Source organism: Methylobacterium sp. Leaf102, assembly GCF_001422425.1.
Classification (GTDB): domain Bacteria; phylum Pseudomonadota; class Alphaproteobacteria; order Rhizobiales; family Beijerinckiaceae; genus Methylobacterium.
This window is the reverse complement of the sequence record NZ_LMMX01000038.1, coordinates 23,331-39,903: the sequence shown is the minus strand read 5'-3', so window position 1 is coordinate 39,903 and position 16,573 is coordinate 23,331. Positions and strand designations below refer to the sequence as shown.

Genomic DNA, 16,573 nt, shown 5'->3' with positions numbered 1-16,573 from the left:
ACCGATCAGGGCTTGGCGATGTGCCATGCACCGTTGAGGAATCCGTCGCCGGTGATGTCGCCGGGCTTCGTATCCTTGGCGAAGGTGTAGAGCGGCTTGCCCTTGTAGGCCCACTGCATCGTGCCGTCGTCCCGCGTCACCATCGTCCAGTCGCCACTAGCAGCCGAGCCGGAGGCGGCCATCAGGGCCGGCCAGTTGGCGGCGCAGGGGCCGTTGCACATCGACTTGCCGCCCATGTCCTTGTCGAAGGTGTAGAGGGTCATGCTCTTGGCATCGACGAGCGCCGGCCCCTTGGCAGTCTCGGCCGTCATCGCAGGCGCAGCGGCCTGGGCGGCGGCGGCGGAGAAGGCGAAGGCCGCAAAGGCAGCGCGGATCAGCATGGTGTGCATGAGTGAGGTCTCCCGCGGTCGACCATGACCGCATCGGGAGAGATGCCGAACGGGCGCGTCTATTCCACTGACACACGAAAAAGATTGGTGACGTCAGCGTGACCGCCGACTCGTCCTCAACCACGGCATACGGCCGTCACCCAGGAGCAGTCAGAGGAATGATGCGGCGGCGTCACCACTCTGAAAGGCGGAGATCCGAGATCATGCCCTCGCACGGCGAGATCGACTGCAACGTCTGCTTTCGAGAGATACGTTGGCTTGCTCTTACGGCGTAGTTGGGTCGGAAGCGGACGGTATCAAGCGTCAGGTTTCGACCACTAGGCCTCGGGGTCGATATCCGACGTTTCAGGCCCTCCTCCACAGGGATCTCGGCGTGGATGCGACCATTGCGGGCAACAAAGGTGCGGGTTCTCCTTGGCTCGCCGCTCACCGCGGGGGAACGGGCGAGGATCCGAACGGGTTCTTCGGCTCTGCCGCATGAGGCGGTGAGTGTCCCGAGCCAGCAACCGTCAAGGGACCGATCCAGGAGTTCGGGCGCATGAACCAGTCCTCTCCGTCCGCCCGTGCCGGTATCATGGCGCGCCTCGGCAAGCGGGAGATCGGTCTGCCCGTGACGCTGTTTGGCGTCGCCGCCCTCATCCTCGGGTTTGGTCTCCTGGCCGACAAGGTCATGGAGGGCGGCACGATGGGGTTCGACACCCGCGTCGCCCACTTCTTCCGTCCACCCGGCGCGGCTGGTCCGATTGGACCGGATTGGCTGCACGAGATGGCCCGGGACGTGACCTCCCTGGGCAGCATGGTGGTCCTCTGCTTCCTCATCGCGGCTGTGGCAGGGTACCTGCTCCTGATCCGCAAGCAGGGGGCCGCGGTCCTGGTGGTGGGATCGATCCTGGGCGGGACGGTCATCAGCTTCGGGCTGAAACTCCTCTTCAACCGGCCCCGACCCGAGATCCCCGGCGGCATCCAGGTGTTCACCGCCAGCTTCCCTAGCAGCCACGCCATGCTCTCCGCCGTGACTTACCTGACACTCGGCGCCCTCATGACGCGCGTGGCGGCGGGCGCTCGCCTGAAGGCGTACTTCATGGGGCTGGCCGTCTTCCTCACGGTCGTCGTCGGGCTGAGCCGGGTCTATGTCGGGGTCCACTACGCGACCGACGTGCTGGCAGGCTGGTGCGTGGGGTCGGCCTGGGCGGTCCTGTGCTGGGTCGTGGCCCTCCAGCTTCAGCGACGCGGTCAAGTCGAGAAGCCCGACCATGTCGCGGGCGAGGCCGGCATCGAGGCATAGGACCCCATGCGCCGTTCTTCCTAAACGCATCCTCCGCCTGACTGAAGGGACGGACGCATCCCAGCATTCGTTCAATTAGCAGGACCGCATCGTCCATGCCTGCGGCCAGGCCGTTCGACCATTACGGGCACGACCGAAATGACGCCGTTAAGGGACCCGTAGGGCGGCCCGATCAAGCGGCGCTGGTGGTCTCGGCCCGCCCGGCTTGCCGACTGCCTCCCAAGCTATCAAGGCGGCCCCGAGGCTGATCCAGATATCGGCCATGTTGAAGGTGAACCAATGCACCTCCGCCGGGTGCAGGTCGAGGAAGTCCGTGACGCGGCCGTCCACCCATCGGTCGATGAGGTTTCCCAGTGCACCGCCGGTCATGATGGCGAAACCAACTCCTTCCGACGCTCCGGTCGCGCGGAATGCCAACCGGGCAACGTAGGCCGTCAGCATTCCCTGAAGCGCAAGAAGGACGACCAAGGACGTCGCGTCATGCGCCGGAAGCAGGCTGAAGCTGATGCCATGATTGAACGCGAGCCTGAGGTCGAGCATCGGCAGTACCGCGTGCACGGTTTCGTCGGAAAGCCTGTCGACCGCCAGCGCCTTGGTCCACAGGTCGGTGCCCGCCGCGGTCACAGCGATTACGACGAAGGCGCCGAACCCGGCCCTTTCCCGTATGAGACGCATCGGCTCAAGCCCGGAGCAGGCGAAGGGCGTTGGCCGTCACCAGGACGGTCGCCCCGGTATCCGCCAGGATGGCCGGCCATAGCCCAGTGATGCCTGCGAGCGTCGTCACCAGGAACACGGCCTTGAGCCCCAGCGAGATGGCCACGTTTTGGTGGATGTTGCCGAGCGTCGCCCGGGACAGCGCCACGAGGGCGGCCACGTCCGATACCCGGTCGTTGAGGATGGCCGCGTCAGCCGTCTCCAGTGCCGCGTCTGTGCCGCCGCCCATGGCAATGCCGACGCTGGCGGAGGCGAGCGCGGGGGCGTCGTTGATGCCGTCGCCGACCATAGCGACCGGGCCGACCTCCTTCAACGCGCCGATCTCGGCGAGCTTGTCGGCCGGCAGCAGGTCGGCCCGGACCGATAGTCCCAGGCCCTTGGCGATGGCCTCGCCGGTGCGCCGGTTGTCGCCGGTCAGCATCACGCATTCGACCCCAAGCCGGCGCAGGGCCGCGACGCCGGCGGCCGCATCCTGTCTGGGCTCGTCCCGGACCGCCACGACGCCGAGCGCCTCTCCGTCCCGAACCACGACGACGGCGGTCTTGCCGGCTTCCTCAAGGGCCTGCACCGTCGCTTCCGCTTCCGGCGAGAGGCTGGCCAGCGTCGCGGCGTGGCGCGGGGATGCCACCGCGACCGTGCGACCGGCGACCGTGGCCTGGACGGCCTTGCCGGGAACCGCACGGGCATCGCGTACGGGGCGCAGGGGGATGGCGTCGGCCTCCGTACGTTCGAGGATCGCACGAGCGATGGGGTGGCTCGATCCGGCCTCCACCGTCGCCGCGAGCCCGAGCAGGGTGCGATCCGTCATGTCCGGGGCAAATGGGAGGACGTCGGTGACCCTTGGACGCCCTGCCGTGAGCGTCCCCGTCTTGTCGAAGGCGACGGTGCGGACCCGGCCGATGGTCTCCAAAGCCGCGCCGCCCTTAACCAGGAGCCCGCGACGCGCCCCAGCGGCCAGCCCCGAGGCGATGGCAGCGGGGGTCGAGAGCACGAGGGCGCACGGACAGGCGATCAGTAGGAGCGCCAGCCCACGATAGATCCAGGTGCCCCAGTCGGCCCCTAGCAGGAGGGGTGGACCGAGGGCCGCCAGCGTGGCGAAGGCGAACGCCAGGGGGGTGTAGACGGCGCTGAAACGGTCGATGAACCGGGCGGTCGGAGACTTCGACGCCTGCGCTTCCTCCACCATGTGCAGGATGCGCGCGACGGTGTTGTCGGACGGCATCCGGGTCACCCTGACCTGCAGAGCGCCGTCCGCGTTGACGCTGCCGGCGTAGACCGCGTCCCCGATTTCCTTCGGTCGGGGCACGGACTCTCCCGTGATGGGGGACTCGTCGAGGCTAGACGAGCCGTCCGTGACCTCCCCGTCGGCGGGCACGCGGTCGCCGGGGCGGACCAGCACGGTCTGGCCGATCACCAGGGAAGCGGCCGGCACCTCGCGCACGACGCCGTCCTCCTCGATCAAACGCGCCGTCTTCGGCACCAGGCCCACGAGCGCCTTGATGCCGGCGCGGGATCGGCCGGCCGCGAAGCCTTCGAGCATCTCGCCGACGGTGAACAGCAGGACCACGACCGCGGCTTCCTCGGCGGCATGGATGGCCAGAGCTCCGACGGTCGCGACCGACATCAGCATCTCGATGGAGAACGGCGAGCCGTTGCGCGCGGCGGCGATGGCCCGGCGTCCGTAGAAGGCGAGCCCAAGGAGCGCGCCGGGCCAGTAGGCGTACTCACCGGCTAGGCCCGGTTGGACCTGATCGAGGAGGAAGCCGGCAGCGAACAGGCCGGCGATGGCCAGAGCCAGCAGGCCCTTGCGACTGCGCCAGACGGACGGCTCCGCCTCCTCGTCCTCAATGGCGGGGATGTCCGCTCCGGTGACGTGCGCACGGGCGAGGTCGGCGGCCGTGGGCAGGGTGGCGACGCCGTAGCCGAGACCAGTGATCCGCTCCTCCAGGTCCGCTCGGGGTGTGGCAGCCTCGTCGAGCACAAGGTCGAGGACCTGGGCCGTGTAGTTAACCCGCACGCCCCCGACGCCGGGCAGGCGCGTCACGGCCGTCTCGATCTTGGTCGCGCAGCTCGGGCAGTCCATGCCCTTAACGCGGTAGCGCAGTGCGGTACCGGCGGGGACCGCACCCATGGTTCCTGGCCCTGACATGGCAAGCTCCGTCGACCTGGGCCTCGTGCCGACGGGTCGGAGAACCTACATGCGCCCTGTAGCAACTACAGGGTCAAGGCCATGGCGCACACATCCTCCATGACCATCGGCGATTTGGCGGCGGCGACGAACACCAGCGTTGAGACAATCCGCTGGTACGAGAAGGTCAACCTTTTGCCGGCGCCGGCGCGGTCGGCGGGCAATTACCGCCTCTACGGTACCGAGCACCTGCGTCGTCTGGGCTTCATCAGACGTGGACGGGACCTTGGCTTCACGCTGGACCAGGTCAGGGAGCTTCTCGCTTTAGCCGACGACCGCAAGCGTTCCTGCACCGAAGTCGATACCATCGCCCGCGCGCACCTGGCGGAGGTCGAGCGCAAACTCTCCGACCTAACCCGGCTTGCCCACGAACTGCGCGACGTTATTGGTCAATGCGGATGCGGGTCGGTCGCCGACTGCCGCATCATCGAGGCGTTGTCCCCCCACGGGGAGCTGTCCTAAGGATGCCTGAGGTTCGTTGGGGTCAGGTGGAAATGCGGCTCCCCACCGATGTGGCAGAGGCAGTAAAGAAGGTACACGCAGGCCGGGACGCCCAGCATCACGAGCCAGAACGTATGCCGGGCCGCTTTACGGACATGCGTCCTGACGTGGCGTCTGCGACGCCCACCCTTAGCGCCCCAGTGAGCCGTGGCTCGACCTAACTTCTTACTCATCCGGCCCTCCTACTCGGCGGCCCGGAGGTGCGGTTGGACCGGCATGGGCCGATCCTTCCTTACGACGATCTTCCCTGCGAACTTGGCGTAGAGGGCCGGCAGGACGACGAGGGTCAGCAGGGTCGCCGAGATAAGGCCGCCGATGACGACGGTCGCCAGCGGACGCTGGATCTCGGCACCGGTCTCGGTCGCCAGCGCCATCGGCACGAACCCGAGGGACGCCACTAGGGCGGTCATTGCCACCGGACGAAGCCGGGTCATGGCGCCCTCCAGGATAGCCTCACGCTGCGGACGCCCATCGGCGATGAGCTGCTTGATGTAGGTCAGCATCACGAGGCCGTTGAGCACCGCCACCCCGGACAGGGCGATAAAGCCAACGGCCGCGGGCACCGAGAACGGCATGCCCCGCAGCCATAGGGCCGCGATGCCACCGGTGAGCGCCAGGGGCACGGCGCTGAACACCAGGAGAGCGTCCCGGGCCGAGTTCAGGGCCGAGAACAGCAGCAGGAAGATCAGGAAGAAGCAGACCGGCACCACCACCATCAGGCGCTGGCGCGCCGAGGCCAGGTTCTCAAACTGGCCACCCCAAGTGACGTAGTAGCCGGCCGGGAGCGAGACCCCAGACGCCACCTTGGCCTGGGCCTCGGCCACGAGCGAGCCGATGTCGCGGCCGCGCACGTTGGCAGTGACTACGACTCGGCGCCGGCCGTTCTCGCGCGAGATCTGGTTGGGGCCCTCTGTTACCGAGAAGCTGGCGACCTGCTTCAGCAGTACGGAGGATGCTCGACCGTTGAGCCCGGGAAGCAGCGGGATCGGGATGTTCTCTAGGGCCTCACGATCCTCTCGCACCTTGTCGTTCAGGCGCACCACGATGGGGAAGCGCCGGTCGCCCTCGAACACCATTCCGGCCTCGCGGCCGCCAATAGCCGCGCCGACGACCTCCTGGATGGCCGATGTGCTCAGGCCGAGGCGTGCGGCCTCGGTCTTGTTGATCTTGATTTCTAGGAACGGCAAGCCAGCAGTCTGCTCGACCTTGACGTCGTCGGCGCCCTCGGTCCCGCGCAGGATCGTAGCGACCTGGTTTGCGGCCTTGAGCATCGGCTCGAACTCCTCGCCGAACACCTTAACCGCAAGGTCGCCGCGGGTGCCGGCCAGCAGCTCATTGAAGCGAAGCTGGATCGGCTGGGAGAACTCGTAGACGTTGCCAGCGAGCGCCCCGAGGGCCTTTTCGATCTGCTCCTGCAACTCGGCCTTGGACAGGTCCGGGTCGGGCCATTCCTCCTGCGGCTTCAGGATGACGAAGGTGTCGGACGAGCTCGGCGGCATCGGGTCAGAGGCGACCTCCGCGGTGCCGGTCTTCGAGAAGACGTAGGCGACCTGGGGGAATCGGCTGATGGCCTGCTCCACCTTCAACTGCATCGCCTGCGACTGCGTCAGGGAGGTCGACGGGATGCGTTGGGCGTTTAGCGCGATGCTCTTCTCGTCAAGTTGCGGAATGAACTCCTGCCCCAGCCCCTTGAACAGGAAGCCGGCGCCGACAAGGAGTACGAGCGCGGCCGCGACGAACAGCATGGGCACGCGTAGGGCGGCCCCGAGGACCGGACGGTAGGCAGCCTTGATCGCCCGGACGAAGAGGTTGTCGGTCTCGGTGACCCGGCCAGTGATGACGATGGCGATCATCGCCGGCACGAAGGTGAGCGACAGGACGAAGGCCGCGACCAGAGCGATGATGACGGTGAGCGCCATCGGCTCGAACATCTTGCCCTCGACCCCGGTGAAAGTCAGGAGCGGCACGTAGACGAGGATGATGATGGCCTGCCCGTAGAGGCTCGGCTTGATCATCTCCTCGGCCGAGGCCCGTACGGTAGCGAGGCGCTCCTCCAGTTCGAGCTTGCGCCCGAGCTCCGCCTGTCTCTCGGCGAGGTGGCGCAGGGCGTTCTCGGTGATGATGACGGCCCCATCGACGATGAGGCCGAAGTCGAGGGCACCGAGGCTCATCAGGTTAGCGCTGATGCGGCCCTGGACCATGCCGGTCATGGTCATCAGCATCGCCACCGGGATGACCAGCGCCGTGACGATGGCTGCGCGGATGTTGCCCAGCAATAGGAACAGGACGACGACGACGAGGGCGGCGCCCTCGGCTAGGTTCTTCGCCACCGTCCGGATGGTGGCCTCGACGAGGACGGTGCGATTGAGGACCGTCTGGACCTCGATACCCGGCGGGAGCGTGCGCCGGATCTCGGTCATGCGTGCATCGACGGCGGCGGCCACGGTGCGGCTGTTCTCGCCGATGAGCATCAGTGCGGTGCCGATGACAACTTCCTGCCCGTCCTCGCTGCCCGAGCCGGTGCGCAGGTCGCGCCCGATACGGACCTCAGCGATGTCGGAGATACGCACCGGCACGCCGCCGCGCGTGGTCACGACGACCGAACCGATGTCCTCCATGGTCTCCAGGCGGCCAGCGGCGCGCACGACGTAGCCCTCGCCGTTGTCCTCCAGGTAGCGCGCACCCTGGTTGGCGTTGTTGGCTTCCAGCGCACGGCCGATGTCGGCGAATGACAGGTCGAGGGCGGTCAGCCTCATTGGATCGGGCTGGACATGGTACTGCTTCTCGAAGCCGCCGATGCCGTCGACGCCGGCCACGCCCCGCACGGTCTTCACCTGGGGACGGATGATCCAGTCCTGGACCGTGCGCAGATAGGCTGTGCGTTCGAGCTCTGTCCTCAGCCTCTGGCCCTCGGGGGTAAGATAGCTTTCGTCCGACTGCCAGCCGGGCTTACCGACGGGCGAGACCTTGCGCTCCCCGGGCTTCGCGTAGTGCACCGACCACATGTAGATCTCGCCGAGCCCGGTCGAGATTGGCCCCATGCGCGGCTCAACCCCGGACGGCATCGCCGCCTCAGCCTCCTGAAGGCGCTCAGCAACCTGTTGGCGGGCGAAGTAGATGTCCGTCGTCTCGGAGAAGACGGCAGTGACCTGGGAGAACCCGTTTCGTGAGAGCGAGCGGGTGTATTCCAGCCCCTTGATGCCCGCGAGTGCCGTCTCGACCTGATACGTGATGATTTTTTCGATATCGACCGGCGACAACGAGGGCGCCGTGGTGTTGATCTGGACTTGGTTGTTGGTGATGTCTGGCACCGCGTCGATGGGGAGCTTGGTCAGCGAGAACACACCGAACCCTGCCGCCAGCAGCGACAGAAGCACCACGAGCCAGCGCTGGTGGACAGAGAAGTCGAGGATCTTCGAGATCATGATGGCCGCCCTCAGTGCGCGTGGTCGGCTTCGGCCTTGCCGAGCTCGGCCTTCAGGACAAAGGAGTTGGCCACAGCGACCTCTTCCCCGGGATTGAGGCCGGTAAGGATCTCGAAGGCGTCATCGTCGGCCCTGCCGAGAGTCACGTCCCGGCGCTCGAAGCCCTCCGGGGTCCGCACGAAGGCGACCTTCTCGCCGCCGATGGTCTGGATGGCGGACTTGGGCAGCCGCACCTTGACCTTGTCCTGGGCGATCTCGACCTCGGTGGTGACGAAGGTGCCGGGCCGCCAGGCCATGTCCTTGTTCGGCAGGGCGACGATGACCCGAGCCGAGCGCGTCTCCGGGTTGAGGATGGGACTGACGAACACCACCTTGCCCTCGCCGCGGGCGGCGGCGTCGCCGACGATGGTCACCTTGGCACCCTCGCGGACCTTCGAGAGTTCGGTGGTCGGAACCGCGAGCTCGATCCACACCGAGGACAGGTCGGCGACCGTGTAGACGTCGGCCGGGTCGCCTTCCTTGCCCACGGCGGTGCCGACGTCGACCTTGCGCTCGACCACCCGCCCGGCGAGGGGTGACTTCAATTCGTAGCGGCGTAGGCTCGACAGGTTCGGCGTGGTCTCGTCCTTCCTGGCGGACGTCGCCACCTCGGCGGCGTTCAGGCCAAGGGCCGACAGCTTCTGGCGCGCGAGATCGACCCTGAGCGTCGCCTCCGAGTAGGCGGCCTTCGCGTTCAGGAATGCCGATTCCGCGGAGATCCGCTTGTCCCAGAGGGCCTGCTGGCGGTCGAAGTTCGTCTTCTCCAGGTCAGCCTTGACCGTCGCGGTGAGGAAGTCGCTCTTGGCCTCGGCGACCTCGCGGCTGTCGAGTACGGCCACGACCTCGCCCTTGGCGACCTCCTCGCCGAGGCGCTTGCGCATTTCGGACACGGTGCCGACGACCCGCACGGGAACGCGTGCGATCCGGTCGGCGTCCTGCGCGATGGTGCCGGGCACCAGCAAATGGCGCGAGAGAATCCCGCCCTCGACCATCGCCAGCTCGATGTCCTGCTCGGCGGCCTGCTCGGCCGTCATCTTGATCTTGCCCTCGCCCTCCTCGTCGTGGCCGTTCGCCTCGCCCTCGGCGTGCTTGTGGCCACCGGCTTCGGGCTTGGCCTCTCCCTCGGAGTGCTTGTGCTCGCCGGAAGGCTTGGGCTCGCCGTCGGCATGCTCGTGGCCATGGTCGCCGTGACCGTGCCCATCGTCGGCTGCGGGTGTCACCGGCCTGGTAACGGCCGCATTGGTTGGGGGCGTCGCCCGGGCGTTCGTGAGGCCGGCGGCCGCGAGGGCGCCCTGCACGACCTCGGACACACGGGGGAAGGCACCGCCGATGACGATGCCGATGGCCAGGAAAGCCACGGAAAGGAATGCACGCATGGGAATGGGCCGGGTTCCGACCGGGACGTCGCACGGCCGCTTAGGCGGCGGGAAACGGTCCCGTACTGGGTATTTCGCGAATTAGAGGCAGCCGTGACCCGTGTGGGGCCGGCCGGGACGCGCCACGGACGTGGCGGCGTCGCCTCAGGCGCGAGGCGGCCTGGGTTGGCGGTCGGGCGAGACCGATCCGATGGGTGTGGTCACGGTCGCGTAGGAGGCACGCCCCGTCCCGCGGGGCGGTAGGGCCGGCGTCCCGTCGACGCTGAGTGCCTGATGGCAGCCGCAGGTGGCATGGCAGGCGGGGCAGGCATCGGAGTGATCGACGGCGGCTGCCAGGGTTGGTGCGGACACGGACAGTTCGTGACCAACGGACCGGTGGGCCTCGGCGGAATGGATCGCGCCCGGGACGACGAGCGCCAGGACCAAGACGAGCGAGAGCACTCGCACGGTGGTCGCCCACCAGCCGCGCATCGTCTCGTAGGCCCTGATCCGAGGTCCCGTGGTCATGGTCGCCTTATGAACGATTCAGGGCCACCCGTACATGCCGGATGGCCCTTTGGCAGGGTCGAACCTTAATAGTCGTCGTGGTGATGGTGGTGGTGCCGGCGCTCGCCGTAGTACCGACGTTCCCCATAGCCTGAAACAGCCGTTCATGGAAGCGTGGATGAAGATATCCGGGACGCCGTGAAACAGGTTCACGAGATCCCGGATCGGCAGAACTCAGTGACGCTCGATGATCGTCGTGCGACGCTCGCCGCCGTGATGGTCATCGTGGTGGTCGTCATGGTGGTGATGCTCGCGCACGACCTCGCGGTGTTCATGGCGGTCCCCGTGATGCCCCTCGCCGTGGCGCTCACCATGACCGTCGCCATGGACCCTGACGCCGCCCGGGCCGACATCGATGTGCTGCGCAAGGGCCGCGACCGGCGAAAAGGCCAGGGTCACGATGGCGGCGATGGCTCCGAACTTGGTCTTCATGTTGAGGCTCCCTCTCTCGAATACTGCGCAGGAACGTACGGATCGAGAAAACCGATCCGAATGCTCCCGGTGAAATTCGGGAATATTTGGCAAGGGAGTTCGTGCGACGCGGGATCGTGTGCGCGAAACGACGATCCTGCAGGGCGGCACCCACGCGGGTTACGGCATGGAAGCGCAACAGCTCTTCGTGGTCGGGCGGAGACTGGAAGGACCACGGGAGGGGTGCCCGCCCCGGCACGAGGCCGAGGCGGGCGGTTCACGGCACCGAGGAGGGCACTACCGTACCGTGAAGCCGTCGGGCGGGAGCGGACCGGTCATCCCCCGCCAAGGGCGTAGCCTATGCCGACGGCAAGGAAGGCGAAGACGACCAGGAGGGGAAGCGTACGCATCGGTGCATCCTCCCGGCCTTCCGAGGTCAGCGTCGTCCGCTCACTTCTTGCCGTGGGAGTGACCGTGGGCGTGCCCATCCTTGTCGGAATGGACGGGCTTGCCGTCCTTGCCGACCTCGCGGGCCTCGCTCTCGCGCGGGTCGTCGCGATGGGCCGGGCCACCGGCCACGCCGCCGGTGTTCGGCACGGAGCGCTCGGGATTGTTCGCGTTCCCATGCCCGTCCTCGGCGGCGTAGGCGGGAGCCGAGAGGCCTGCTAGTAGGCCGAGGGTGAGAAGGGCGGCGATGGTACGCTTCATAATTCTGATCCCTGGGGTTCGGCAGCCGGTGCGGCCGCTTCGAGACCTGAGATAGCGACCCTGTTTTACACCCGGACGCCTGGTTCGTGACGAAGTGTGTCAGCGACCGGCGCGCGGCAGGGAGATCCGGACCCGAAGGCCGCCTCCCGACCGATTGGATAGGGCGATGCCGCCTCCCTCCGCCTCGACGATCCGGCGCGCGATGGTCAGGCCGAGGCCGGTGCCGCCGGTGTTGCGGTTCCGCGACGCTTCGAGGCGGGTGAACGGCTCGAAGGCGCGGGCGACCTCTTCAGGCGGGATGCCTGGACCATCGTCCTCGACGGTGAGCACCAGCTCTTCCGGCTCCACGTCGAGCGAAATAAAGGCGCGGGTCCCGTAACGCACGGCGTTGTCGACGACGTTGTCGAGCGCGCGTCGCAGCGCAACTGGGCGCACCGTCGCGAGTGCGCGGCCAGGGCCCGCATAGGCGACCTCGCGGCCAGCGTCCGAGGACGTGTCGGCGATGCTCATGAGGACGCTCGCGACGTTGGCAACCTGGCGCGGCTCCGGGTCCGCGTCGCCCCGAAGGTACGCCAGGGTCGAATCGACCATCGCCTGCATGTCGTCGAGGTCCGAGCCCATCGCCCGGATCTCGCCGCCCTCGGGCAGCCCGTCGAGGCGGAGGCGAAGCCGCGCGATGGGGGTGCGCAGGTCGTGGGAGACGGCCGCCAGGGCCTGGGTCCGTTCCGTCACCAGCCGATGGATGCGGTCCTGCATCGCGTTGAGGGCCCGGGCGATATCGCGGGTCTCGTCGGGGCCGGCTTCCCTCACGGGGACCACCTTTCCGTGCCCGATTTCGGCCGTAGCGCGGGTGAGGTCGCGCAACGGTCCCGCGATCCGGTGCATCAGAACGACGGCGGCGACACCGACGAGGATGGCCATCGCCGTCGCGAGGTAGGCCCACGATCCGAGCCGTGCGAGGCCGGGTGCATGGGCCGAGCGGAAGGTCAAAAAACTCCCGTCCGCCAGGGCGAGCGCACCGCCCAGGTCCTCCTGATGAAGGGCCTCGTGGCCACTGTCCATCGCGAGTGCGAGACCGGGTTCGAGGCTCGGCTCCGACGCGATCATCCGGGACCTGAGCGACCACATCGCCGGGTCGCCGGCCCTGTCAGGGAGCAGGGTCGAGGTCGGCGACCATCCCAGCTCGAAATGCGCGGACGACAGGGCCTTCGCCTCGGCGTCGCGTTCGGTCTGTGGGCGGCGGAGCACCGCCTCGCGCGCCAGGGTAAGCTGGTTGGCGACCTGCCGCGCGAACGCATCGTCCGCCGCGGCGGTCGCGGATTGCCGATAGAGAAGCAGTGCCCCGCCGTGGACGGCGAGGATGGCCAGGAGCAGGACTGCGACCGTTCGGGCTTCCAGGCTGCGGGCCAAGGGTGCCAGGCGTCTCAAGCGCGCTCAACCTTCGAGGCGAGCATGTAGCCGGCCCCGCGCACGGTCTTGATGACCGGAGGCAGGCCCTCGGGCGGTTCGAGCTTGCGCCGCAGGCGGCTCACCAGGGTGTCGACGCTGCGATCCGTGGGGGACCCGAGCCTGGCACGGGACAGTTCGAGGATCATCTCCCGGCCCAGCACGCGCCCCGGGTGTTCGAGGAAGACGAGGAGGAGGTCGTACTCGGCGCCGGAGAGGTCGACGGCCGCCCCCTCGGGATCGACGAGCGAGCGGCTGCGCATGTCGAGCCTCCAGCCTGAGAAGGAGAGCACCTCGGATACCGGGGACGAGGGCGACGAGGGTGCCATGGAGGCGCGGCGCAAGACGGCACGGACACGGGCCAGGAGCTCGGGCCGGCCGAAGGGCTTGGCCACGTAGTCGTCGGCCCCAAGTTCCAACCCAAGCACCCGGTCGGCCTCCTCGTTGCGGGCGCTGACCATGATCACCGGCACCGTGCTCCTCGCGCGCAACGCCCGGAGCAGGTCAAGGCCCGAGGCCCCGGGCAGCATCACGTCAAGCAGGACGAGGTCGACGCCACCGGCAGGCAGGAGGCGCCAGAATTCAATGGCGCTTCTGCAACCGGTGACACGATAGCCCGCCTCGCGGAGAAGGCGGGTGACCAGCAGACGCAGGCCGTCGTCATCCTCGACGAGGAGGACGTGTTCCGAACCATCGGAACCCGCGTTGCCCCCGTTTTCGTGGATCAACGATTCCTCCGTCCTGCAATGGGCGTCACCGTTCCGTCCGCGGGGGCATTCATACACCCGATGCCGGTCAAACGACGTGGGCGGGTGCGAGGATGCAGGCGGTGTCGCTGCTGGTCTCCACCTGCAGGGTGGTGTGGCCGATGCCGAACCGTTCCTTGATGCCGACGGCCGTTTTCATGAGGAACTCGTCGTCGGGCCGGCCGCCAGGCATTAGGAGATGGGCGGTAAGGCATGTCTCCGTGGTGCTCATCGCCCAGATATGCAGGTCGTGGAGTGACGCGACCCCCGGAAGTCCTTCGAGGTGGCTGCGGACGGCGTCGGGGTCGATGCCCGGCGGGACGGCGGCGAGGGATAGCGTGAGGCTGTCGCGCAGGAGGCCCCAGGTGCTCCAGACGATAATGAAGACGATGGCGAGGCTGACGACGGGATCGAGCCAGGTCCATCCGGTGTAGAGGATCACGAGGCCGGCAATGACCACCCCGGCCGAGACGGCGGCGTCGGCGACCATGTGCAGGAACGCGCCCTTGATATTGATGTCCCCCTTGGCACCAGAGGCGAACAGCCAGGCGGTGATGCCGTTCACCAGGATGCCGACCGCCGCGACGATCATCACGGTCTTGCCGGCGACCGGGGCGGGCTCGCCGAAGCGCTGGATCGCCTCCCAGGCGATGGCGCCAACGGCCACCAGCAGGAACACCGCGTTGAACAGGGCCGCCAGGATCGAGGAGCCCTTCATCCCGTAGGTGTACCGCGCGCTCGGGGCGCGCTTGGCCAGCACCGTCGCGATCCACGCCACGACGAGACCGAGCACGTCCGAGAGGTTGTGTCCGGCATCGGCCAGCAGGGCCATCGAGTTCGCCAGCACCCCATAAGTGGCCTCGATGGCGACGAAGCCCACATTGAGGGCGATGCCAATTGCGAACGCCTTCCCGAAGCTCGCCGGGGCGTGGGAATGCCCGGGATGGTCATGGGTCGCATGGGCCTCATGGTCATGCGACCCGTGGTCGTGACCGGCGTGTGCGTCGTTCGTCGTCATGGTCGTCCTGTAGCGGTCTTCGACATTCAACGGGTTTGACCGGGGCTCACTTGGCCGGTGCGGGGAGCGTCGCGACGGCGTCTCTCTGGTGCTCGGTCCAGGCCTGCTGAAGAATTTGGATTGAGGAAGTCACGAAGATCTCGGCCATCACCGCCGCCACGATCAGGTCGGGCCACGCCATGACGGCACCCTTTAACCTTAGAGCCGCGACGACGATCATGAGTAAAGGTCCGCCCTCCGCTAGGTAGGCTTGCACTCGATTTGCGCGCCGTGAATTTTGGGGAGGCTCCTACGTGGCGGGCAGGAGGCTTTTTTTGGAACGTCGGTCGCATCGCCGCAGCCGGCAGTTGGTGATGATGGTGAAGGGGGACGGCGACCGAGGTCTGTAAGTCGTCTGGATGTGCCCGCACGAATGGCGGAAGGGTATGGTGCTGCATCCTCGGCGGGGGCGGTTAAGGGCCAGTTTCAAAGAGCCGTGTGCCCACACTATGGAATCGTCAGAACCGCCTGTCGACGCCAACATACACCCTTTATTGACGTCGGCGGCTGACCTGGGCGCATACTGATGTAGCCAGGGTCATCGATCTCAGCCGCTTGTTCTGCCAGATCGTCCCGAGCCACTGTTTCTAGCAGCCGTCGATAAAATCAGATGTCACAGGGTTCGATCACTGGCTGGATGAAGCGCAAACCTGCGGTGTCTGCATGGCGGAGAGCGTCGCTGCCGGCATCACTTAGCACGGAGACGCCATTCTGTCCGCGCTGATACCGCTTTGGAGCAGCAGGCAGGTTGAAGGCACATCACCTTTCTCACCTGAAGGGATTCGAGATCAACCGCCCTACCGAGCAAGCCAACCGACACCGCCTATATCGAGTTGTTCAACGGCCGCCCACGGGGAGAATGTCTGAACGCCTAGTGGTTCCTGTCGTTGACGGATTAGCGCGAAAGCATCGACGAATGGTGGCGCCAATATAACAAAAATCAACCTCACACGACCTCAGATAGCTTAACGCCAAATAATTCGGTGTCAATCATTTACATCTCGATTAATTTTATCCAGATCAGAAGAGGAACAGAGCTAATCTAAAGTTATGTCGGTCTATAGTTGCACTTTTTCCACCATATTGAGACAAGCCGTTCTAACCCTTGTTTGCCAACCTAACTACGTGCCCCCACCAGGGCGCCGCCGCCTGCGACTAGATGACAAGGTTAGCACCTCATAAAGAAAACAATAGATTTTTACACGTTACCTGACATAAGCTCTTTAGATGCATCTGATACATAGGGCGAAGTTTCATCCAGGTCATGGAGGCGCCGGAAAAGCATAACTAGGCCCAAATTCGGGCCAGGAGGACCCCTGGGCATGGGAAGTGAGCCCGCAGTGCAACGGCCGCGCGACCGCTTTACCGACGACCTGTTCAACCCCGACGGGCTAAGTTACGCCAATGTCGAAGAACAGATCAAAGCCGAGAAAGAGGCAGCCCGGCAGGCCGCAAAGGCTAGGAAGCTTGAGCGTGCACGCGAAGTCTACGCGCGCAATCGTCTGATCCGCCTCGCGGCGGCGGCGGCGGCCGACTGAAAAGAGCAAGCCCGGCAAGCTGTAAAGCTCGCCGGGCTTTTTCCATGCCTGCAGGGCGGCGGCATCGCCTGTCTTGTCACGACTTAGCGACCATCGAACGCTTCAACGGCCGGTTTATGAGCTGTCGAAATCACCCCCCCCTTGGGGTCCCTTCCTTGGGCGGCTTGCTCGATTCGTATTTCCCCGATGGTGTTCATGGGTAAG

15 protein-coding genes are annotated in these 16,573 nt (G+C 66.5%); 3 read left to right on the top strand and 12 right to left on the bottom strand.

Annotation, left to right across the window (positions count from 1 at the left end):
* Positions 1–5: 5 nt before the first annotated feature.
* Complete coding sequence (locus ASF27_RS18065; RefSeq protein ID WP_018044292.1) at positions 6–389, bottom strand: hypothetical protein; 384 nt, start codon at positions 387–389, stop codon at positions 6–8.
* Positions 390–927: 538 nt separating this feature from the next.
* On the opposite strand from ASF27_RS18065, the gene ASF27_RS18060 reads away from it, so the two are divergent.
* A complete protein-coding gene (locus tag ASF27_RS18060) occupies positions 928–1,674 on the top strand; it encodes a phosphatase PAP2 family protein (RefSeq protein WP_056362292.1) in 747 nt (248 codons plus the stop codon).
* A 147-nt stretch (positions 1,675–1,821) separates the two neighbouring features.
* On the opposite strand, the gene lspA is transcribed toward ASF27_RS18060, so the two are convergent.
* Both lspA and ASF27_RS18050 read right to left on the bottom strand, forming a co-directional pair.
* Complete coding sequence (gene lspA / locus ASF27_RS18055; protein ID WP_056362290.1) at positions 1,822–2,349, bottom strand: signal peptidase II; 528 nt, start codon at positions 2,347–2,349, stop codon at positions 1,822–1,824.
* Between the two features lie 4 nt (positions 2,350–2,353).
* On the bottom strand, positions 2,354–4,519 hold the full coding sequence (locus tag ASF27_RS18050; RefSeq protein WP_056306597.1) for a heavy metal translocating P-type ATPase: 2,166 nt from the start codon (positions 4,517–4,519) through the stop codon (positions 2,354–2,356).
* A gap of 117 nt (positions 4,520–4,636) precedes the next feature.
* Here ASF27_RS18050 and ASF27_RS18045 point away from each other — a divergent pair, with 117 nt between their 5' ends.
* A complete protein-coding gene (locus tag ASF27_RS18045; RefSeq protein ID WP_026176009.1) occupies positions 4,637–5,038 on the top strand; it encodes a helix-turn-helix domain-containing protein in 402 nt (133 codons plus the stop codon).
* Between the two features lie 221 nt (positions 5,039–5,259).
* Here ASF27_RS18045 and ASF27_RS18040 read toward each other — a convergent pair whose 3' ends face one another.
* The 9 genes from ASF27_RS18040 to ASF27_RS22765 all read right to left on the bottom strand — a co-directional run bounded on the left by ASF27_RS18040 (position 5,260) and on the right by ASF27_RS22765 (position 15,012).
* On the bottom strand, positions 5,260–8,502 hold the full coding sequence (locus ASF27_RS18040) for a CusA/CzcA family heavy metal efflux RND transporter (protein ID WP_018044287.1): 3,243 nt from the start codon (positions 8,500–8,502) through the stop codon (positions 5,260–5,262).
* An 11-nt stretch (positions 8,503–8,513) separates the two neighbouring features.
* The gene (locus ASF27_RS18035; RefSeq protein WP_018044286.1) at positions 8,514–9,917 is read right to left on the bottom strand and encodes an efflux RND transporter periplasmic adaptor subunit; all 1,404 of its coding nucleotides are present in this window, start codon (positions 9,915–9,917) and stop codon (positions 8,514–8,516) included.
* A gap of 144 nt (positions 9,918–10,061) precedes the next feature.
* Positions 10,062–10,424 carry a hypothetical protein gene (locus ASF27_RS18030; protein WP_238254234.1) on the bottom strand — a complete coding sequence of 121 codons (363 nt, stop codon included), beginning with the start codon at positions 10,422–10,424 and terminating at the stop codon, positions 10,062–10,064.
* A 213-nt stretch (positions 10,425–10,637) separates the two neighbouring features.
* Positions 10,638–10,895, bottom strand: coding sequence for a hypothetical protein (locus ASF27_RS18025; RefSeq protein ID WP_018044283.1), 258 nt, complete (start codon positions 10,893–10,895; stop codon positions 10,638–10,640).
* 429 nt (positions 10,896–11,324) lie between these two features.
* Positions 11,325–11,582, bottom strand: a complete 258-nt coding sequence (locus tag ASF27_RS18020; RefSeq protein ID WP_018044282.1) for a hypothetical protein — start codon at positions 11,580–11,582, stop codon at positions 11,325–11,327.
* A 99-nt stretch (positions 11,583–11,681) separates the two neighbouring features.
* Positions 11,682–13,010, bottom strand: a complete 1,329-nt coding sequence (locus ASF27_RS18015) for an ATP-binding protein (protein WP_026176008.1) — start codon at positions 13,008–13,010, stop codon at positions 11,682–11,684.
* Positions 13,007–13,756: a response regulator transcription factor gene (locus tag ASF27_RS18010; protein WP_018044280.1), complete on the bottom strand. Its 750-nt coding sequence runs from the start codon at positions 13,754–13,756 to the stop codon at positions 13,007–13,009. The genes ASF27_RS18015 and ASF27_RS18010 overlap by 4 nt, the downstream gene beginning before the upstream one ends.
* A gap of 67 nt (positions 13,757–13,823) precedes the next feature.
* Positions 13,824–14,792, bottom strand: a complete 969-nt coding sequence (locus ASF27_RS18005) for a cation diffusion facilitator family transporter (protein WP_018044279.1) — start codon at positions 14,790–14,792, stop codon at positions 13,824–13,826.
* Positions 14,793–14,838: 46 nt separating this feature from the next.
* Positions 14,839–15,012 carry a hypothetical protein gene (locus ASF27_RS22765; protein ID WP_018044278.1) on the bottom strand — a complete coding sequence of 58 codons (174 nt, stop codon included), beginning with the start codon at positions 15,010–15,012 and terminating at the stop codon, positions 14,839–14,841.
* A 1,159-nt stretch (positions 15,013–16,171) separates the two neighbouring features.
* On the opposite strand from ASF27_RS22765, the gene ASF27_RS21830 reads away from it, so the two are divergent.
* A complete protein-coding gene (locus ASF27_RS21830) occupies positions 16,172–16,369 on the top strand; it encodes a hypothetical protein (protein WP_244481049.1) in 198 nt (65 codons plus the stop codon).
* Positions 16,370–16,573 lie beyond the last annotated feature (204 nt).